Genomic DNA, 20,568 nt, shown 5'->3' with positions numbered 1-20,568 from the left:
CAAGCAAACTCTGCACTTCTAGCAACTGGCCATAATAAAAACTCTACCCCCACTATTTCTTTAGCTTAGTCACATCTTAAGCAAAATAGTGAATTTAAAGGGCTAGATGCCAAAAAAGGTGGGGGATTTTACCACACCCCACCTCTTTCGCTAGCTGAAATCACTATAGAAGTCAGAATATTTAATACCAGCCTCTAGTTTGCTCTTCAACCAGCTTAGCTAATAGCTTAATGTGAGCCGGTGCATCGTTGAGACAATCAATAAATTCATAGCGCTCTCCCCCTGCCGATAAGAACTCAGCTTTGCCCTCTTGAGAGATCTCCTCCAAGGTTTCTAAGCAATCGGATGAAAATGCAGGACACATGATATCCACTGACTTAACCCCTTGTTTAGGCAAAGACTCTAGCAACTCATCAGTAGCGGGCTTTATCCATTCCTCTTTACCGAACTGAGATTGGAAGCAGACTCGCCACTGCTCAGGTGTTAACCCCAACTCCTTTGCCACCAGCTCAGCAGTCGATTGACACTGAGCCTGATAAGGATCGCCCTCAGTAATGTATCTAAGCGGCACACCATGAAACGACATCAGCAGCACATCAGCCTGACCTTTGAGTTGCCAATGGGTCTTAACCGACTCAGCTAACGCCTTAATGTAGGCTGGATGATCAAAATACTGCTTGTTAATGCGCATTTCTGGGATGTTGCGTTCAGACTTTAAAAGCTGTGCAATTGCATCATAAACTGGGGCAACGGTAGAGCATGAGTATTGTGCGTAAAGTGGCAGAACGAAGATCTTTTCAGCCCCTTGAGACTTTAAGCTGTCGAGCCCCGATTGCAATGACGGATTGCCATAGCTCATGCCAAGTTCCACTGGAATGGCTTGTCCGAGTGACTCATGTAATGACGTTTTAAGTTTATCGCGCTGTTTTTGGCTTATTACCATCAAAGGTGAACCTTCATCCCACCAGATAGACTGATAGAGTTTAGCGACTTTGGCTGGACGGGTATTAAGAATGATACCGTTCAAAATCGGCTTCCAGATCCAAGGCGAAAGGTCGACCACTCGGGGGTCGCTCAAGAACTGCTTAAGGAATTTTTTAACATCTGGAGCGGTAGGTGAATCAGGGGTACCTAGGTTTACTAGTAACACACCAAACGGCGGGGCTAAGTCACTCACATGAATTCTCTTTTTGGCAAGATATTCAGGTCAGGCTATCACCGCAAAAAGCATAAAAAAAGCCCATTTACATGGGCTTTTTAAAATATGAGAACTAGCTCATAAACACATTGTTACTTAGGCTTTATTTAGCCAAGTATCAAGCGACTTAAAGATAGCTTAGTACTAATTTAGCTTAGTACTGTAACAATCTCTTCGCTTACACTTGCTACAGACTTTGTACCGTCGAACTTGTTGTAAGTCACATCGCCTTTAGCTGCAACCGCGCCGTAGTATTCTACTAGTGGCTTAGTTTGCTCATGGTAGATATCAAGACGTTTACGTACAGTAGACTCTTCATCATCTGGACGGATTGCTAAGTCTTCACCAGTCACGTCATCTTTACCTTCAACCTTAGGCTGGTTGAAAACGATGTGGTAAACACGGCCAGAACCTGGGTGAACACGACGACCGCTCATACGCTTAACGATCTCTTCGTCTGGCACATCGATTTCAATCACGTGATCAAGAGCGATACCGCTTGAAGCCATAGCATCGGCTTGTGGGATAGTGCGTGGGAAACCGTCTAATAGGAAACCAGCAGCGCAATCATCTTGTGCAACGCGCTCTTTTACTAGGCCAATAATTAGCTCATCAGAAACCAACTGACCAGCATCCATCACTTTCTTAGCTTCTAAGCCTAGTGGTGTGCCCGCTTTAACCGCTGCACGTAGCATGTCGCCAGTTGAAATTTGAGGAATACCGTACTTTTCCATGATGAATTGGGCTTGGGTACCTTTACCGGCACCTGGGGCACCTAATAGCATAATGCGCATCTGAATCTTCCTCTTAATTTCGCACTGTGATACCAACATCTCTCGTGGGCGACCCTAAAGCCGCCTAGATGATGGGTATTATTCTGTTTAGGGCGGCGATCTTCGCACAAATAGCCGCTATTTTGAAGTTATTTTCATTCGACTTTAGCATCAGTCACGATAAAAACTTTGGCACTACTCAGTAAAGTAAGGTGTAAAGCTTACGTCTATATTGATTGGCTAGAGCGTTGCCTTGGCTTAGTGCAGTTAAGATCTCAAGAAATAGCGCCTTCACCTTGCCATCGAAAACAGAAACATCTTTTTGCAACGGGGTAAATAATAAAGGTAAGGCTTCATCGTTACGCCCTGCTTGATGCAGCGCTTTGGCCAAATCTAACACGAATGCCAAATCATCAGGCGCATTGTCTACTGCTTGCTGCAGCTTTCTTATCTCTGGTGTATCGGCAGCATCTAACGCTAACGCAAGCTTCGCCTTAAGGCTTTGGTAATAACTGTCTTGATCGGCTAGCCCCACAGAATCGAGCAGTCCCTTAGCATCGTCAAGTACCCCGAGTGACAAGTACACATCGGCTAATGCTAACGCTATTTCAGCTAAAGGCTTGTCGCTATATGCTTCTTTTAACAATGGCAAAGCAGCAATAGCATTGTTTTCAGCTAAAAATACTCGCGCTTGATTAAGCTTCAATTGCCACTCGGCAGGTAAATGCTTATCGAGCATCTCAATGATTTGCAGCGCCTCTTGCACACCAGCAAAGCCATCGACTGGTTTACCTTCGTGAAGTACTAAAGTAGTCGGCAGACTCTGGATCTGAAAGTAATTAGCGATCTCCATCTCATGTTCGCAGTTCACTTTAGCTAACACAAAACGGCCATTTTGTTGCTGTGCGATACTTTCAAGAGTTTGCATTAAGCCTAAGCTTTCTGGACTTTGATTCGCCCAAAATGCCATCACGACGACCTTCTCCATCGAAGCGTCGACCACTTGCTGTATATTTTCTTTCGTCAGCTCTAGAATCGATTGCATAACTTTTCCTTCGCTTTTAGCGAGTGACCATAAAGAAAGAGGCAGTAATACCAATCAGTATAACTGCCCCTTTAATCATAGTTGTTGATTACTTAACGCTAGCTAATAGCATTTGGTTCATCAGCTTAATGAATGCAGATGGGTCTGCGAGGCTGCCTTTCTCTGACAACAATGCTTGCTGTAGTAATAGCTCTGACCATTGAGCAAATTGCTGCTCATCTTGCTCGTCATTTAAACGGGCAACCAATGGGTGTTCAGGGTTTAGCTCAAATGTCGGCTTAGGCTCAGGTACGTCTTGTCCTGCTGCTTGCATCAACTTGATCATCTGGGTCGACATCTCGCCTTCACCTGCAACCACACAAGCAGGCGTATCTGTTAGACGCGTCGTCACCTTAACCTCTGAAACTTTGTCGCCTAAGCTGTCTTTAACGCGCTTAACTAGGCCTTCAGATTCAGTTTGTAACTTCTCTTGCGCCTCTTTTTCATCATCATCTTCAAGCTCACCTAGCTCAAGATCACCGCGAGTTACCGAGTGCAGCTTCTTGCCATCGAACTCAGTTAAGTGGTTAATCAACCACTCATCGATGCGCTCAGACATCAATAATACTTCAATGCCTTTCTTACGTAGCAATTCAAGATGTGGGCTATTGGCTGCAGCTTCATGGCTATCGGCAACGATGTAGTAGATCTTAGACTGACCTTCTTGCATGCGCTCGATATAATCAGCTAGTGAAACATTCGGCGTCGCCTCACCTGTATGAGTCGATGCAAAACGCAATAGACCTGCAATGCGCTCTTTGTTAGCGAAGTCTTCAGCAGGACCTTCTTTCAGAACTTGACCAAATTCAGTCCAGAAAGACTGGTACTTTTCAGCGTCATTCTTAGCTAGCTTTTCAAGCATACCCAATACACGCTTAGTCACAGCGGTTCGCAGTGCCGTTGTCACCTTGTTATCTTGCAGGATTTCACGAGATACGTTTAGCGGCAGGTCGTTCGAGTCGATTAGACCTTGCACAAAACGCAGGTAGCTCGGCATAAACTGCTCGGCATCGTCCATCACGAATACACGCTGAACGAATAGTTTTAAGCCATGCTTGCGGTCACGGTTCCACATATCCCAAGGTGCTTTAGCTGGGATATAAAGCAGGCTAGTATACTCTTGCTTACCTTCTACGCGGTTGTGGCTCCATAGTAGTGGGTCAGTAAAGTCATGAGAGATATGCTTGTAAAACTCTTGATACTCTTCATCAGACACATCACTTTTGTTACGAGTCCAAAGCGCTGTCGCCTTGTTCATTGGCTTCCAGCTACCTTCAGTAGCAGCTACAGCTTCTGTATCTTCAGTGGCTTCAACTGCTGGCGTTCCAGCTTCAAACATCTCTACAGGTACTGAGATATGATCTGAATACTTAGTGATGATTGAGCGTAGACGATAGTCGTCTGCAAACTCTTTTTCATCATCACGAAGATGTAGGGTAATTTCTGTACCACGAGTTTGCTTAGAAATGGTCTCAACAGTGAAGTCACCTTCACCGGCTGACTCCCAAAGTACCGCTTCATCGGCGCTATGGCCAGCAGCACGGGTGCGAACAGTCACTCTGTCTGCAACAATAAATGAAGAGTAGAAACCGACACCGAACTGACCAATCAATTGTGAGTCTTTTGACTCATCACCAGAAAGCTTCTTGAAGAAATCAGCAGTGCCCGATTTAGCGATTGTCCCTAAGTGTTCAATCACACCGTCGCGAGTCATACCGATACCATTATCTTCAATAGTTACGGTACCTTTCTCTTTATCTGCACTAATGCGAACACGTAGCTCGCCGTCACCTTCATAAAGGTTATCGTTTGTTAGGGCTTCATAGCGTAGTTTATCGGCGGCATCGGCAGCATTCGATACTAACTCACGCAAAAAGATCTCTTTGTTTGAGTACAGAGAGTGGATCATCAAATGTAGTAGTTGTTTGACTTCAGTTTGAAAGCCATGAGTCTCTTGTTGTGACATGAAATGTTCCCTTTAAAAAAATCAGTTTAAGTAACGCTTGCTTAAGAGATGGGGCTAGAAAAATGCTTTTCAAGGGATAAAGAGTGCATTGCCTTCAATTGCACAAAAAAAATCCAGTTTGCGAATATTCGTAAACTGGATTTTAAAATAAGTTGTTGTTCAAAAGCAGTATTTAACTTCATAAGTTTAACTAGCTAATCAATACCGACTAAACAGGCAAGAATATTACATAGGTAAACGGCCGTTAAAAGAAAGCGCAAGTGTTGTGCTATCAACGTACTCTAGCTCGCCACCAACGGGGACGCCGTGGGCAATACGACTGACAGTCAATTGATGGCGTTTTGCCATATCGGCAATGTAGTGCGCAGTCGCGTCACCTTCTACGGTTGGATTGGTTGCTAAAATAAGCTCACTGACATCACCAGTCGCTAAATGCTGCTCAAGTAAATCAAGTCCAAGCTCATCAGGCCCCACACCATCAAGCGGTGACAGGTGTCCTAACAACACGAAGTAACGCCCAGAAAAATGGCCACCCGCTTCGATTGCTAATACATCGGCGGGGGTTTCAACCACACAGATCACTTCTGAGTGGCCACGCTTAGTGCTGACACAAATCGGGCAATAGGTTTCTTCGGTGAAGGTACGGCATGACTGACAGTGACCCACCTCAGACATAGCTTTAGCTAGCGAATCAGCCAACTTAGCGCCCGCTTTACGATCACGCTCTAGCAGTTGAAACGCCATTCTTTGGGCAGATTTTGGGCCAACGCCTGGTAAACAACGAAGTGACTGGATCAGCTCATCTACGAGTGGACTAAATTTCATTTAACGTTCCGCATAACAAGGTGCTGCACACCTCTAAAATTGAATTAAATAGCCAAAGGAAAAAGCTTTGCTAAATAGATTGGTTGGGGATGTTAACATAGAAAGCCTGAATTTGAGCGTGATTTCATGTTAAATAAAACCAGACATAATCTCTAAAATCCCCACCGCTTCACGGCTAAATTTGCCGTTAAAAACACTGAACTTTAATTTGAAATCTAACAGTACCGCGTCCCATTTTAAGAAACTGACGTTTCATTTGGTTCTAAAGCATGATCCAACAAGGTCAGTAAACTTTTTATATATGAAACACGTTGCTCAACATCGGCTCGGTTTGGTTGCAAAGAAATTTTACCGCCGATAAAGCTCAAGCTTTGCGGTTGACACGCTTGAATTGAATTTTCGATCTCTTTAAAGGTCAATAATGAACCTTGTGCATAACTTGGAATATAGAGAGCTTTAGCCGGAGGCATATGGGTATCCTTCCACTTGCCATACGGCCCTTCAATATCACTGGCACCCGAAAATATAATGCCTTTCAGTAATCCGCTTTGCTTAGCCAGTTCAATGTGCTGCAAAGGTCCGTTAGTACTGCGCGCCTCAATTGCCGAGCGCCCCCAGTTAATACTAATACCTAGGTCACTCTGTAGTTTGTTATTAACGTATTGTGCAGCCGAGATCTCATCTTCTAGACGCATAAAGCCTTTTTCTGCATCTTGGCCTTCTATGTAGGCATCACAATGCTCAATAACCAGTTTTGCTCCGTGCCAATCCCACGACAACATTGTCTCTAATGAAGATTGTAAGGCAGCAATAGATGATGTTGAATTTTTTGATATTTTTGGAGCAGTATGAATCTTAAGAAAACTGACCGCCTCCCGTCCAAGATGATTATTTAATGTCATAATCGCTTGTTGAGCCTGCTGATAAAAAACTAATGCGGCTTGTCTACCGGCTTCATTTGTTGACGCTATACCAAAGTGGGGATTATTCGCTAACTGTCCCATCACACCTGGAATTGAGGTAAATACAAACTGCCAGTCCTTACTGACATTACTTAAAAACCATTCATCATCATAAGGATGTAACTTACCGACAAAAGGATGCTCAATACCAATAATGTTATCTTCGGACTTTAAATGCTGATAATACAGAGACTCAAGCTCTGGCTCCCAACCTTCAGCCGAAGGTGCAGTGGCATATGCGCCTACAATATATTCCATCAATCGTTTTCCTTATCATAATAAAAACCTAACAGGTATACCTATTACACCACCATGTAAGTACAGATGCAATTTTGTTTGTGAACATGCGTTTGCAGTGCTAGTACTGCGCCTCAAGAGCATCACCGTTTTGCACGTCAATACCTCGCTTAACTAATCAGCCTGCGGGTTTGACCCTCACAGAGACAACATCAATCCAAAATAGACTCGTGCGCAATTCACTCCCGCTACAAGCATAAGCCACATCAACATGAAACTTTTCTTTGACAAAAAACAAACAACTGGTACATTGGTATAACAGGTTAATGAGATACCTATCACAACGGATAGCACAACAGGTTAGCCTTACACTCACTCAGCGCCGGATCATAGAACCGCATCAAGTGGGATTATCTTCAGCAATAGAGCCTAATTAATAATGATTACGACAGTGATAGCCGAGCAAGTATTTAATGGTCGAGAGATCTTGAAAGATCAGCCAATCACTTTCCAAGATGGCAAAGTGATCGCTTTTGATAGCGTAAATAATGCAAAAGAATTCAAAATTTCGGGATTATTAACCCCAGGCTTTATTGACGTTCAAGTTAATGGTGGTGGCGGCTATTTGTTTAATCAGCAAACTCACTTAACGGCTCTCGAAGCTATGGTGCATGCCCACAGTCGTTATGGCACCACATGGCTACTTCCAACGCTAATTACCAGTGATTTAACCACATTAAACAATGCCGCAAATACTATCGCTGACGCCATTAAAAAACGGCTTCCAGGCGTTATAGGTGTTCACTTTGAAGGACCGCATATCAGCGAGCCAAAAAAAGGGATCCACAATAGCCAGCACATTAGGGCCCTAAGTGATCAAGAAATGGCAGTGTATTGCCGTAACGACCTAGGTATCAAAGTGGTCACCATCGCACCAGAGTGTGTGACAACAGAGCAAGTAAAATCGCTAATAGCACACAATGTTAAAGTATGTTTAGGCCACTCCAATGCAAGCTTTGAACTCACTCAAGCAGCGCTTGATGCTGGCGCAATCGGGTTTACTCATCTATTTAATGCTATGTCGCCACTCACATCCCGAGACCCCAATATGCTCGGCGCTGCACTTCTTGATAAGAATAGCTGGTGTGGCCTTATCTTAGACGGCCATCACGTGCATCCTGCATCGGCAAAGCTTGCTACCAAAGTTAAAAGCAATGGAAAAATGATGTTAGTGACAGATGCAATGTCTACCATTGGTAGCAACCAACAAACATTTGAGTTTGATGGTCATCAAATACAACTCAGCACTAATAAGTTAACCAGCCAAACCGGTCAATTAGCAGGCTCAGCATTAGATATGATAACGGCGGTCAACAACGCCCAAACCATGCTAGATATTTCACTAGAAGAGTCTCTAAGAATGGCAAGTGTGTATCCAGCAGACTTTCTCGGCATTAATACAGCCACGCAATTACTTGCAATAGGCGCAAATGCAGACTTCACCGTACTTGAAAAGAGTAGTCAAACAAGTTTACACGTAAGCCAAACATGGATTGATGGCAAACAAATATTTTAATTTAAATAAAGGATTACCATGCAAAAACTAACTGGGTTAATCGCAGCACCACATACTCCATTTGATATTAATGGTGATGTTAATCTGCCTGTTATCGATCAAATTGCCGCACTGCTCATCAAACAAAATGTTAAAGGTGTTTATATTTGCGGCACAACAGGCGAAGGCCTCAATTGCTCCGTCAATGAGCGAAAAGCGGTGGCAGAGCGCTGGGTTAAGGCCGCACAAGGTAAACTAAGTATTACAGTTCATACTGGCGCTCTATCAATTGTTGACACGCTAGAACTAACTAAGCACGCCGATACTCTTGATGTATTTGCAACATCCGTTATTGCACCTTGCTTTTTTAAACCCAGTTCAGTCGATTGCCTTGTCAAATACTGCGCAACCGTCGCGGCCGCGGCGCCAAGTAAAGCTTTTTATTACTACCACTCAGGAATGTCGAATGTCATGTTTGATATGGAACAGTTTCTTATCAAAGCAGATAAAGTCATCGATAACCTTGCAGGTATAAAATTTAACCATGTCGATTTATATGAGTTTCAGCGCTGTAAGCGAGTAGCCAATGGTAAATTCGATATTCCATTTGGTGTCGATGAGTCACTGCCAGGCGGGCTCGCAGTAGGCGCTATCGGCGCTGTTGGTAGTACCTATAATTACGCAGCCTCGCTGTATTTGGACATAATTGATGCGTTTAACAAAGGAGAGCAACAAACTGTCACTCGCTTAATGAATAAAGTTATTGGCCTTATTCGACCTCTTGTGCAATATGGCGGAGTCGCGGCGGGGAAAGCGGCGATGCAACTGCATGGGATTGATGTTGGCGATCCTCGTATGCCAATTCGAGCCCTATCACCACAAGAAAAAGAAGATGTCATAGTGAAAATGAAAGCCGCCGGCTTTATGGAGCATACAGCTTCATAACACCATGATGCTGATGCTATCGCTTATTTCTTACTTATATTTATGTTTAAAGGCCAAGTTGGTAGCTTTAACCACCCATTTGGCCAACCCAATAAGTAATAGTAAGCCGAACTCGTTAACACCTAGATTTCCTTAGACTTTCGATATATAGCAAAACACCAATATTTTGCCGATATTTTAAGTGTTTTATAGTGAGGTCGCATTTAATGCACTATATATCAAACCATCATCATCTTGATGATGGTTTTTCTTTATCTATACCGACTCAATTTAAAATTGATTTATCCCCCCTCTTTAAACTCATAGAGTTGACTCGCTTTCGATTGATTATTCTTATTCTGTGGCAATAAAAAAGCCATATTAAACAATATGGCTTTATAAAGAAGCACTCAAATTAACTGCCGCACACAGGCTAGCACATTGTTAATAGTCCGTGACTATCAGTCACTTTTTGCTGCTCTTTATCGGCCCACAAAAAGTAATCTTGTTCAGTTAGCTCGCTAGCGGCGGCCTTATCGATAAGAATAACCGCATGCTGATGTAACTGTAGCGCTGATGCGGGACACATGGCATTTAATGGTCCGGTGACCATTTGCTTCACTGCCGACGCTTTATTTTCCCCCGTTGCCATTAACAACACATAACTAGCTTCTAAAATAGTGGCAATCCCCATAGTCATAGCCATTGTTGGTTGAAATTCACCTTGACCAAATAAACGGCTGTTATCTGTTAACGTTTGCTTGGTTAAGGTTTTTATTCTGGTGCGTGATGACAGACTCGATGTTGGCTCGTTAAAACCTATATGACCATTTGCACCTATACCCAATATTTGCAGATCGATTCCACCTTTATCTTTTATCTTTTGCTCATACGCTTCGCCTTGGAGGCGAGGATTTTGCTCTGAGCTACATGTAGGTAAATACGTCCGACTAGGCGCAATATCAACATGATCAAATAATTGCTTTTGCATAAAACTACGGTAACTTTGAGGATTATCAGCCGCAATATTGTGGTACTCATCAAGATTAAATGTAGTGATATCGGCAAAGCTTAAGTCGCCATGTCGGTATTGCTCCACCAGCAGCTCATATAGACTAATTGGCGTGCTTCCGGTTGCTAAACCCAAAACAGCCGCTGGCTTTTGTTTAATGACTTCTGTTACCCATTGCGCTGACTTTTCGGCAACTTGCTCTGGGGTATCTAAAATAATTACTTGCATATCAATTCCAATATCAAGGTAAAACACAGGCATCATTAATCACAATATCAAGGTAAAACACCGGCATCTATTAATCACAATATCAAGGTAAAACACTGGCATCTATTAATCACAACCGATTACCGAACCGGCGTACAAAGCTGCGCCAATAAGGTCGGCATGCTCTCCAGAGACAGGGGCAAGGAGTTCGACGTGGTAGATTTTAGGAAGTGCCTTTAATTTGGTTTTTATTCGCTCTTGGAATAAGTTTGTAGAGCCGACACTGCCGCCTAACACCACGACTCGTGTTCCTGTTAAGGCTCTAATGTTAGCGATAAGCTCAACAATGCTATCAGTTGCCTGCTCTAGTAACAGGGCTATTTCTGGATGGGATAAATGCTCATTAAAAACGGTTTTGCAGCTAACACCTTTATTTAAAATACTTGACGCTTGATTAGCGATAGCCGTCCCTGAAGATAGGGCCTCTACACAGTTAAACCTGCCACAATGACACTCAATTACAGGCAAGTCTGGCCGACTAACTGACATATGCCCAATGTGCGCACAAAACCCATCATCGGCCATCACTAACTTGCCATTTTGAACAATGCCACCACCCACACCGGTTGAAACGGTAATGTAGGCCAAAGTATTGTCTGTTCTATCAAGCCTTAAGGTATATTCAGCCCAGGCTGCAGCGGCAGCATCGTTTAACATAACAACAGGTAAACCAAAGCCTATTTCAAGTTGCTGCTTTAGCGGTAGCGAATCGTTTGCAGATAAAAAGTTAACTCGCTCTGCTCCCACAAGCCCAGTACAGGCTACCGCAACCGTAAACGCCTGCTCTGCCCAACCTTCACATAAGTTAACAAGGTAACTTGCAAGGTTAGCTAAGTCTTGATGGATAATTGAATCAACTTTCCTAACCTTAATGACTTTAGTCCCCTTGATTAACGCAGCCGATATCTTGGTGCCGCCAACATCAATTGTGATAATCATGTAGCCAAGGCTCCTATACCATCTTGGGCATTTTCATTCTCGACGGTACTAGTATTACCACCGGCTTCAACACCAGCGACAAACCACTGAGTAATGTGTTCCACACGCGTGATTGCGGATCCAACAGTAACTGAAAACGCACCAAGCCCTATGGCATATGCAGCCCGCTCAGGTGAGTTATAACGCCCTTCTGCAATCACATTCAGCCCCTGACTTACCCAGCGGCTCACCAAGTTATAATCAGGCTCAAAAGGAGGGGCTGAGTTATCTGTGTAACCAGACAATGTACTGCCAATAAAAGTGCAGCCATGTTGAGCCAGCATTAAGCCAACCTCATAGTCAGCACAATCTGCCATAGCAACACAACCTGACATGTGGATTGCATCTAATAGCTGTAACATTGATGCAGGACGCCTCCTGTCTGTTCCATCAAATGCAATAATACTTGCTCCAGCCTTTGCTAGCGCATTGACATCATCAACATATGGCGTGATACGCACAGCGCTATCAGCTAAATCTCTTTTTATAATACCGACAATTGGCACAGGGCTTACCTTGGCCACCGCCCGTACATTCTCGACACCTTCGATTCTTAGCCCTTTGGCTCCACCATTCACGGCAGCCAACGCCATCGCCACAACGTGTTCGACCTTGTCCATAGGACCATCATCTACTGGCTGACAAGAAACAATCAAAGAGTGCTTCAACGACAATAATAATTGCTTTTCTAACTCTCTATTTACCACTGACATATCCCCTTGTTAAAGCCTGATGTTTACGATGGTTTGATGGCGACTGAGTCCATTGTGTAAAGTGTTAACCCAGTTAAGTCTTTATTCGCTGCTTTCGTGTTTTGTGTCAGTAAGCTGGCAAGGTAGCCAAACACTAAACAAGACACGATTCCTATCGTGGCGTACAAGTAACCATTTGCCCATCCCAACTGCCAAGCTGAAACCATGGTTGCAACGCCAGCTAAAATTCCGACTATCGCGCCAAATGAATTGGCTTTTTTAGTCAATGCTCCCAGCACAAATAAACCTCCTAACGCTCCCATAAACATGCCTATTACCTTAAAATACGCCTCCATTAAGGAGCGAATTTCAGGGTCAATAAAGATAAGGCCCGCTAAGGTTCCCAATACGCCCATAATAAACGTCAGCCAACGTGCGGCGCTCATATAGCCTTGCTCTGTTTTTACCAAATTAAAGGGGCGTATAAAGTCAGTCACAAGAGTCGTGGCAATGGAGTTCATGCTAGTTGACACGGTAGATTGTGCGGCGGCGAATATCCCGGCCACAATTAAGCCTGCTAGCCCCACGGGCAGCTCTGTTGCAATAAAGGTTGGGAATATTTGATCTATTTGAATCGTAGGATCTAACTTCTCAGGGTGGGTTTGGTAAAACGCATACAGCCCAGTACCAATACAGAAAAACAATAGCGCTGCAGGCGCGGCAATAATGGCATTTGCCCAGATAGAACGGCTGGCTTCTTTCGGGTTCTTAGTCACCATGTAACGCTGCACTACGGCTTGATCTGCCGTATAACTTGATAGATTCTGGCCAATACCACCAATGACAACGACCCAAATAGACAAAGTCGTTATGCTATCTAGGCTAAAATCAACATCCACCATGGTAAATTTATTATCCGTAAGGCCAATACTAATAAACTCAGCCATACCTCCGTCTAACCCTGCAATGATGATAATAAAGCACAGCACGGCGCCAATAAGTAACACTATGGTTTGTAAGGTATCAGTCCAAATCACCGCTTCAATCCCGCCCATAGTGCAATAGATGAGACAAAGAACTCCCATTATCAATACGCTCTCACTCGGAGATAACGGCGTAACGGCTGACAAAGCTAACGCAGTAAGTGCCATAACAATGCCCATTCGTCCAACATGGAATAGCGTAAATAAACCACTCGCAAATAATCTGACGCTCATGTTGAAGCGTTTTGAAAGGTATTCGTAGGCGCTCGTTGCATCAATTTGACGGAAAAACGGCATAGCAACATAAATAGCAATAGGGGCGACAGCAATAATCATCCAGATCCCCAATAACAATAACCAGTTGCTCTGAAAAACCACTGCGGGTAACGCAACGTAAGTCAACGAACTCAGCATGGTGGCATAAATTGAACAGGCTGCGGCCCACCAAGGAATCGATTGACCACCACGAAAATAATCATTAGTGGTTCTATTTTTGAAGACGAAGAACAAGCCAACCAAAACGACAAATACTAAATATGTCACTAGGACCGTCATGTTGATCCAACCAAAATCCTTAGCAGGTCGCTTTAATGAGGCTTGCCATAATGTAGATGCAGAGCGGTTATCAAGACTAGGACTTAGTGCATAGAAATAACCGTTTGCAGTCATGGTGCTGTCAGTGATCCCGCCACTAAAACCTGCTGGAGTATTGCGATTGTCATTCGCCGTTAAATATTGCGTCCAACCATTAGTTATCGCATTAAATGATAGAGTATCGCCCTTATCGGTAAAGGCCAGTATGTGTGAATGGCCGAATGTCGCTAGGCTATTTACTTGCTGATTAAAGTCATTATTCGTCTCTGAAATATCGCCGAGTTTTTGCCATTGATTAGCGAGAGTTTCAATGGCTGGATTAAACTTCCAAAAAGCCGTTAAGGGCAAAGGTATATGACTTGAATTCGGCTCTTGGTTTAATAGACGATAGCCCCCTATCGCATATATTTTTTCACCACTGCCATCATTTTGAACCGCTAACTGCACACCATTTTGATAACTGGTACTTTCAATTGGTAATGCCGGTAAAGCGCGCCAAGCACTCTTGGCTGCGAAGCGTTCAAAATCAAATTGATTGTTTGAAAGCAAGTTTTTATCTGCTGTTAACGCGCTCAAATCCAAAGCGAAAAACTGGTTATTTGCATCCTTCCCCGTTAATACATACACAGTGTTTTCGACAATGACAGCTGATGGCGATTTTGCGGCGACGGGGAGTGGCGGTAATAAAAAGCTCTCTAATACAGAAGCGCTCTGTTGCCATACAAGTAAATTGACTCGATTCGATGCTTGCTGCGCATTAATGCCACCAATAACAAGTGTTCCCCCGGCAAAAGGAGCTGTAGCAGCATAGGCTCTATTGCCATCGTTAGCCGATAAAGAAGTCGATACCACTGCACTATAGGGGGTAACAATATAAACAAGCTGAGGTTGCTTAGCGGTTAGCAGCATGTTTTCAACGATTAATGGTTGCTCTTGAATTAACGATTGAGTGAACGGCTCAAATTCCAGCCCTGAGGAGATAATGACATGCTCACCTTGCTCAGCTATGAACGCACCAGCACCTAAACGAAATGGTCCAGAGAGCTCCGTCTCAACCTTTTGCCAGCTGACAAACGTTTCAGCGACGGCAAATAGCGGCATCATTAACATCAAACAGAATGCTAACTTTATTAGTTTGTTGGTCATATGTTTCAAATATTAGTGGCTAGCTGTATACCTGTTATACCACCATAAAAACAGCAGAGCCACAAAAAACAACAATTAATTTAACACCAAAGCAACCTTATGCTTCGATTTTCAAAAGCGCTCAAACTGCGCGCAATAAAAAAGGGCTATCGTAAGATAGCCCTTAGAATGAATAATTCATGTTTTAATTAAGCTCAAAAATAGATAAGCAACCTTTACTGAAAAGACTGCTTGAGCATGAAAATATTTATCTACTAATCGTAATACTTATCAAATACATATTGTATGTGTTGAGTTAACTTTTTATCCGCTCCCTCTACATCACGATTTTTAATGCATTCTAAAATATCGACATGGTCTTGATGGCTTTTAGCGTTTAACTCTTTAACGTTGGTTTTAGCCGGTCTAGCATCAATAACCCAATCAACTAGCGCTTGGTGAATGGCCAAAAAAATGGGGTTGCCAGGTATAGATGCTATGACATGGTGAAAATAGATATCGGTTTTTTTAAATTGGCTTTCGTTATCTATTGCTTTGCCATTTAATGCGACCGCTTTTTCTAACTCTTCAATTTGTTCACTTGTTGCAAACTCTGCCGCATGGCGCACTAAGCTCGATTCAAAGAAGCTTCTTAGCTGATCAAAATATTGCAATCCGTTAGGCTGCGATAGAAAGTCTTTTGACATTCCTGATAGCTCAGAAATAATGGTTTCAGGAGAAGGTCTACTCACACGAGTTCGTTCACCGCTGCTAATTTTAACTAAGCCTTTGCGTGCAAGTGCTGACAAGGCATCGCGAATTGAAGGCCTGCCCACTCCAAATGCCGCCATTAACTCTCTTTCAGACGGCAGCGCTTCACCTTCGGCTATTTCACCTTGGCGTATCATCTGTTCCAATTCTTCTTCAACGGTTTCTGAAAGTTTTTTTCGTTCAACAGGACGTTTAATAGTAATTGGCATTCGAAGTTCCTTTAGCACCTAACAAGTTTTATACCTATCTAGCTATCATACCAGTGGTGCAATAAATGTATACAAAATTATCCCAAATAGATGCCACATCGATAGCAAAAGTAAACTTTGGGCTTACTTTCATTAAACATTGATCCTTTGGTACACCTATTATACCGTTGAGCAATTATCAACCACACCAATACAAGACTATGAATAAGCATCAGCTAAAGAAAGTGCATTATGGCAACGATAGTCAACAGTTTGCCCACCTTTATACACCGAGTCATAAAGAGAAACTAACAGCTGTTGTTATCGTGATTCATGGTGGTTATTGGAAGGATAATCATACTCTTGAAACATATGCTACCAGTGCCATTGTTGATTACTTGCAAGGCTTTAATGTCGCAATATGGAACTTAGAATATCGTAGAATGGATAGTGTAGGCGACAATATCAAAGCGCCATGGCCCGCAACATTTAAGGATATTGCAGCAGGCATAGACATGCTTCAACATATTAGCCTTGAGGAGGGTTTGGACTTAAGCCGGATCCTATTAATCGGGCATTCTGCCGGCGGACATTTGGCAACTTGGGCGGCTTCTAGAGCGAAGATATCTCCAAGCAGTCCCCTCTTCAGCCCACAAGCACTTGCTATTCGAAACGTTATTTCTATTAGCGGCATACTAGATTTAACCGCTGCCGATGATCTTGAACAGCCTCAGCAAATACATAGGCTAATGGGAGGAACGCCAAAAGATTTTCCTGAGCGTTACCAAGCATGCAACCCAAGCGACTTACCCGCAATGCACCTTAACCTAACATTAGTGCATGGTGAGCTCGACACTTGTGTCAAAATTGCTCAGCTCAAGCGCTATAAAGAGCAAACAAGCCAAGATATAAAGCAAATTAGCATACCAAATGCAGATCATTTCTCGATGTTACCCCATGAGGGGAACTGGCAAGAGTCTCACTGGGTGGTTATCAAACAGCTTATAGCAGATGAAATCGACGCCTTAGCTTAACGGCTCGAAATCTAGACTGTTAGCCATACTTATAGCTAACAGTCTAAGTTTCTATTTCATAGCCATGGATAGCACTGTAAAACAGCCAGCCTACTGCCGCTCAAGGCTGCTCAGCTCAAAGTTTAGAAACTTCAACAGCGTGCTTCCCGTCGCCTCATAAATCACACCAATAGAGCCGTCATTTAACCTTACCACATCAGAATAGGCACTCATGCCATAAACTAATTGATGAGGAGTGCCAAAATTAGCCCCTTCATCGGTACTGACCCAAATCCCCAAGTTATTACGATTAGGGCCTGATGTTGTACCTATGGGCGCAGTAGCAATGATAAGATCTTCAGCATCTCCCGCTCTTATCGCTGAAAATCGGGTGAGCCCAATATCAACCTTAGAAACAGCCAAGTCATGACTTGTTTGCGTCCAGGTGATCCCGCCATCATGACTCAAGAAGTGATAACGAGTACCTGCTGCCCCCCCATCATTGCGAGCGGACAATAATAATGTTCCATCATTAAGCTCAACCATATCAGCTTCGGTCGGTCCAGAAACAGGCGTAAACTCACCTTTATGCCAAGTTAAGCCATTGTCGTCACTAAACACTGTCGCAACATAAAAAAGGCTATTACCAGCACGCACTATGGCTGGAAAAATCATTCTGCCATTGTGCTCACCTTGAGCTAAAGTCTGCCATTGCAATTGGATCCCTTGTCCTGGGCCTGGGTTTATTGATCGCCAAGTCGGATCTTTAACTTGCGAAGTAACATCTACTGCGGCTGACCATGTCAGTCCATTATCAATACTTTTTCGATAATACAAATAGTTGGCATCATCAGGGGCGACACAGTTGCCATTTTGCGCACATAAGTCTGGCCACTGCACATAAAATACATAAACCGTATTTGTCGATTTATCAACAAATGGACGGGGATCTGAATAATCAAACGCTGGATCTTGATGAATAATCTGCACAGGTAGCCAGCTACGTCCATTATCAATTGAACGTTTTAAAGAGATGTTAATCTGACCCACTTGCCCAGGATCTCCACCACTTGGACGGCCTTCAATAAACGCCAGTATTGAGCCATCTGCAGATTGGACCATGGAAGGGATTCGATAATGACTCATACCATCATCGCCTTCTTGACCTCCTTGAAAAACAATACTTTCAAAGATAGCCGGACCACTACCAAAGGTCTCAAAGTTGACATAACGGTAATTGGCAACACCATTTGTGCCAGAAGAGCCATTTCCCCACACTATGACATTCTGACTGGTAGCAGAACCAGCCCAAGTTTCGATTGCAATACCGTCAAAATAAAACGTCGCTAAGCTCGTTTCAACATCGTAAGTCACTTCATAGGTATGGTACTTATCTGCACCAGTCATCGGCACTAATGTATGACTACTGCCTCCCTCCAACGCTGCGACTAAGTCACCATTGCCATTGATACTTAACAAAGCTAAAAAGCGTTTATTACCATTTGCGTAGTAATCAGAAATCGCACTGCCCGACACGATTCGACTTGTGGTGGTCATTTTCCAGCCTAAGGTTGTCGCATCTCGATTAACTTGCACGCTAGGCTGTATTTCCCACTCAGCTCGGCCATTTATACCTCTAGCCTGCCAAGCAGCTTGACCTTGTTCGTTAACTAAGCTGCCTGCGCCAGAGTCCACACTATCATTTGTCCAGCCAGCCAAGAGGGGATCGGTATTGAGGTTACTATCAAAAGTCGCCACCACAGTCGATAACCGAGTGAGATCCTCAGCTTGCTCTGCCGTCAGTACATTGTCATAAATACGAGTTTCATCGATGGTGCCGCTGAAATACCATTGGCCACCATTACTATCATGGTTACGACCAATATTCATGCTATCTAATCCCGCAATGGCGCTAAGAAAGCTAGTTGCATTACCACTGAATGCTAACCGGCCATCGACATAGATTTGGGTACCGTTTGCATCTACCATAATCAGTGCTTTGTGCTCTTGATTATTATTGAATGTGGTGACGGTTTTTGAGTCATTGACAAAACTGCCGTTCTCTCGAGCATGCACCCGTAATGTGCCATCACCGTTAATCAGTATTGCAAATTCACTTGAACCTACGGCTGAATTGGAAGCACTAAAAAGAGTTGCTGTTGTACCAGTGGCTTTAAACTTGGTAAATATGCTACCTCGGGCCAGTTGCTGTACAGATGCAAGCTCGGTATTAATCGATATAAATTGGCTTTCGCCATCAAAGGTGACCCCAGATGAGTCCCACGCTGCAATAATCTTAGCTTCTTCTGGCACGGTTTCGCTGAGCGTCTCAAAGGTGACAGCTCTATAATAAGCAACGCCATTAATGTTTGATGAACCATTTCCCCATGCAATCATATTTTGGTTGCTGGCCTCACCAACCCAGGCAGGATCAATTATCACTCCATCAAAGCTGAAACTAGCAAGTTGAGTAAGTGGATCATACTCAACAACGTATTGATGATAGCTATCCGCTCCCGTTCCTGAAACTAATGTATGTTCACCTCCCCCAACTAGGTTTACGACTAAATCTCCCGACGCACTAATACTCAATATTGGTAGAAAACGCAAAGCACCATTTGCATAGTAATCAGTGATATAGCCGCCAGACTCAACGCGACTAGTCCAGCTCATTCGCCAACCTTTTAGACTAGCCTCATTATTAAGCTCGGTAGTTGGAACCATATTCCATTGCGCTCTGCCGCTGCTTCCCGTTGACTTCCAACTTGCGGCATTTAAATCTTGCGCAACTGAGCCTGTTGCTTGCCCCGAAAGGAAATCACTCCAACCTTGGATCGTTGGGCTTGTTTCATTCATCGCATCAAAATTTGCGACCAATGTATTTGCTTGCGCATATCCACTACTAAAGCCCATTGAGCATAAAGTAATGAATAGCGCCGTTAATGTAATTGTTCTCAGCATAATGTCACCTTTATAAATTAAGTGTTATCCATGACAAAGCCAGCAATAAGTGGCTGATAATTTAAAGGTGCCTTTACTCACGTTATACATCCTGAACCACCTAATCTTAACGCTACAAACAGCTTAAGTACCCATGTTCTTATCTTGTTGAGGTCTTACGCGAACTCAATGAGTCCTGTAGTAGCGACTCAAATATCTGATCCACGGTTTCACATATCAACCTGTCACACCATCAATACAAACATGTGTACAAAAAATGGACAAGAACTTTATGGTATAACAGTATAACTAGATAATCGGTAGTGCTAGTGATAGTCGTAGGAGTTAATATTGCTGGGTACAGGAAAGCGGCTTACAAGTTACACCTTCAAATAAGGTGCAACTAGGTAAACCATTGTAGAAAGCTTTTAACTAATTTAAGTGATTATTGGTTTAGCAAGTTGAGGGGATAAGCGAGTCT

15 protein-coding genes are annotated in these 20,568 nt (G+C 43.4%); 3 read left to right on the top strand and 12 right to left on the bottom strand.

Annotation, left to right across the window (positions count from 1 at the left end; genetic code table 11):
• Nucleotides 1-181: 181 nt before the first annotated feature.
• The 6 genes from hemH to SPEA_RS08055 all read right to left on the bottom strand — a co-directional run bounded on the left by hemH (nt 182) and on the right by SPEA_RS08055 (nt 7,066).
• The gene (hemH, locus tag SPEA_RS08080) at nt 182-1,177 is read right to left on the bottom strand and encodes a ferrochelatase (RefSeq protein WP_012154778.1); all 996 of its coding nucleotides are present in this window, start codon (nt 1,175-1,177) and stop codon (nt 182-184) included.
• A 170-nt stretch (nt 1,178-1,347) separates the two neighbouring features.
• A complete protein-coding gene (gene adk, locus SPEA_RS08075) occupies nt 1,348-1,992 on the bottom strand; it encodes an adenylate kinase (RefSeq protein WP_041410885.1) in 645 nt (214 codons plus the stop codon).
• A 178-nt stretch (nt 1,993-2,170) separates the two neighbouring features.
• Complete coding sequence (locus SPEA_RS08070) at nt 2,171-3,016, bottom strand: tetratricopeptide repeat protein (protein ID WP_012154776.1); 846 nt, start codon at nt 3,014-3,016, stop codon at nt 2,171-2,173.
• A gap of 88 nt (nt 3,017-3,104) precedes the next feature.
• The gene (gene htpG, locus SPEA_RS08065; protein ID WP_012154775.1) at nt 3,105-5,021 is read right to left on the bottom strand and encodes a molecular chaperone HtpG; all 1,917 of its coding nucleotides are present in this window, start codon (nt 5,019-5,021) and stop codon (nt 3,105-3,107) included.
• A 225-nt stretch (nt 5,022-5,246) separates the two neighbouring features.
• On the bottom strand, nt 5,247-5,846 hold the full coding sequence (recR, locus tag SPEA_RS08060) for a recombination mediator RecR (RefSeq protein WP_012154774.1): 600 nt from the start codon (nt 5,844-5,846) through the stop codon (nt 5,247-5,249).
• Nucleotides 5,847-6,082: 236 nt separating this feature from the next.
• The gene (locus tag SPEA_RS08055; protein ID WP_012154773.1) at nt 6,083-7,066 is read right to left on the bottom strand and encodes a DUF4862 family protein; all 984 of its coding nucleotides are present in this window, start codon (nt 7,064-7,066) and stop codon (nt 6,083-6,085) included.
• Between the two features lie 418 nt (nt 7,067-7,484).
• On the opposite strand from SPEA_RS08055, the gene nagA reads away from it, so the two are divergent.
• Together nagA and SPEA_RS08045 are read left to right on the top strand one after the other, a co-directional pair.
• Entirely contained in the window at nt 7,485-8,621 is a 1,137-nt protein-coding gene (nagA, locus tag SPEA_RS08050) for an N-acetylglucosamine-6-phosphate deacetylase (protein WP_012154772.1), read from the top strand.
• A gap of 18 nt (nt 8,622-8,639) precedes the next feature.
• Entirely contained in the window at nt 8,640-9,545 is a 906-nt protein-coding gene (locus tag SPEA_RS08045; protein WP_012154771.1) for a dihydrodipicolinate synthase family protein, read from the top strand.
• Between the two features lie 412 nt (nt 9,546-9,957).
• On the opposite strand, the gene nagB is transcribed toward SPEA_RS08045, so the two are convergent.
• The 5 genes from nagB to SPEA_RS08020 form a co-directional block, all read right to left on the bottom strand.
• Nucleotides 9,958-10,764, bottom strand: coding sequence for a glucosamine-6-phosphate deaminase (nagB, locus tag SPEA_RS08040; RefSeq protein ID WP_041411347.1), 807 nt, complete (start codon nt 10,762-10,764; stop codon nt 9,958-9,960).
• Nucleotides 10,765-10,869: 105 nt separating this feature from the next.
• Entirely contained in the window at nt 10,870-11,742 is an 873-nt protein-coding gene (locus SPEA_RS08035) for an ROK family protein (protein WP_012154769.1), read from the bottom strand.
• The gene (locus SPEA_RS08030; RefSeq protein ID WP_012154768.1) at nt 11,739-12,494 is read right to left on the bottom strand and encodes an N-acetylmannosamine-6-phosphate 2-epimerase; all 756 of its coding nucleotides are present in this window, start codon (nt 12,492-12,494) and stop codon (nt 11,739-11,741) included. The genes SPEA_RS08035 and SPEA_RS08030 overlap by 4 nt, the downstream gene beginning before the upstream one ends.
• A 23-nt stretch (nt 12,495-12,517) precedes the next feature.
• Complete coding sequence (locus tag SPEA_RS08025) at nt 12,518-15,196, bottom strand: sodium:solute symporter (RefSeq protein ID WP_012154767.1); 2,679 nt, start codon at nt 15,194-15,196, stop codon at nt 12,518-12,520.
• A 254-nt stretch (nt 15,197-15,450) separates the two neighbouring features.
• Complete coding sequence (locus SPEA_RS08020; protein WP_012154766.1) at nt 15,451-16,155, bottom strand: transcriptional regulator NanR; 705 nt, start codon at nt 16,153-16,155, stop codon at nt 15,451-15,453.
• A gap of 200 nt (nt 16,156-16,355) precedes the next feature.
• Between SPEA_RS08020 and SPEA_RS08015 the strand changes: the two genes are divergently transcribed.
• A complete protein-coding gene (locus tag SPEA_RS08015) occupies nt 16,356-17,168 on the top strand; it encodes an alpha/beta hydrolase (protein WP_012154765.1) in 813 nt (270 codons plus the stop codon).
• 90 nt (nt 17,169-17,258) lie between these two features.
• Here the strand turns inward: SPEA_RS08015 and SPEA_RS08010 are convergent, their stop codons facing one another.
• A complete protein-coding gene (locus SPEA_RS08010) occupies nt 17,259-20,108 on the bottom strand; it encodes an exo-alpha-sialidase (protein WP_012154764.1) in 2,850 nt (949 codons plus the stop codon).
• Between the last annotated feature and the right edge of the window lie 460 nt (nt 20,109-20,568).

Source organism: Shewanella pealeana ATCC 700345, from assembly GCF_000018285.1.
GTDB lineage: Bacteria > Pseudomonadota > Gammaproteobacteria > Enterobacterales > Shewanellaceae > Shewanella > Shewanella pealeana.
This window is presented reverse-complemented; position numbering and strand designations above follow the sequence as displayed.

Excerpts from the sequence above, each read along its gene's own strand:
- adk (WP_041410885.1), bottom strand. The coding sequence starts at position 1,992 with ATGCGCATTATGCTATTAGGTGCCCCAGGTGCCGGTAAAGGTACCCAA.
- SPEA_RS08070 (WP_012154776.1), bottom strand. The coding sequence starts at position 3,016 with ATGCAATCGATTCTAGAGCTGACGAAAGAAAATATACAGCAAGTGGTC.
- htpG (WP_012154775.1), bottom strand. The coding sequence starts at position 5,021 with ATGTCACAACAAGAGACTCATGGCTTTCAAACTGAAGTCAAACAACTA.
- recR (WP_012154774.1), bottom strand. The coding sequence starts at position 5,846 with ATGAAATTTAGTCCACTCGTAGATGAGCTGATCCAGTCACTTCGTTGT.
- SPEA_RS08055 (WP_012154773.1), bottom strand. The coding sequence starts at position 7,066 with ATGGAATATATTGTAGGCGCATATGCCACTGCACCTTCGGCTGAAGGT.
- nagA (WP_012154772.1), top strand. The coding sequence starts at position 7,485 with ATGATTACGACAGTGATAGCCGAGCAAGTATTTAATGGTCGAGAGATC.
- SPEA_RS08045 (WP_012154771.1), top strand. The coding sequence starts at position 8,640 with ATGCAAAAACTAACTGGGTTAATCGCAGCACCACATACTCCATTTGAT.
- nagB (WP_041411347.1), bottom strand. The coding sequence starts at position 10,764 with ATGCAAGTAATTATTTTAGATACCCCAGAGCAAGTTGCCGAAAAGTCA.
- SPEA_RS08035 (WP_012154769.1), bottom strand. The coding sequence starts at position 11,742 with ATGATTATCACAATTGATGTTGGCGGCACCAAGATATCGGCTGCGTTA.
- SPEA_RS08030 (WP_012154768.1), bottom strand. The coding sequence starts at position 12,494 with ATGTCAGTGGTAAATAGAGAGTTAGAAAAGCAATTATTATTGTCGTTG.
- SPEA_RS08025 (WP_012154767.1), bottom strand. The coding sequence starts at position 15,196 with ATGACCAACAAACTAATAAAGTTAGCATTCTGTTTGATGTTAATGATG.
- SPEA_RS08020 (WP_012154766.1), bottom strand. The coding sequence starts at position 16,155 with ATGCCAATTACTATTAAACGTCCTGTTGAACGAAAAAAACTTTCAGAA.
- SPEA_RS08015 (WP_012154765.1), top strand. The coding sequence starts at position 16,356 with ATGAATAAGCATCAGCTAAAGAAAGTGCATTATGGCAACGATAGTCAA.
- SPEA_RS08010 (WP_012154764.1), bottom strand. The coding sequence starts at position 20,108 with ATGCTGAGAACAATTACATTAACGGCGCTATTCATTACTTTATGCTCA.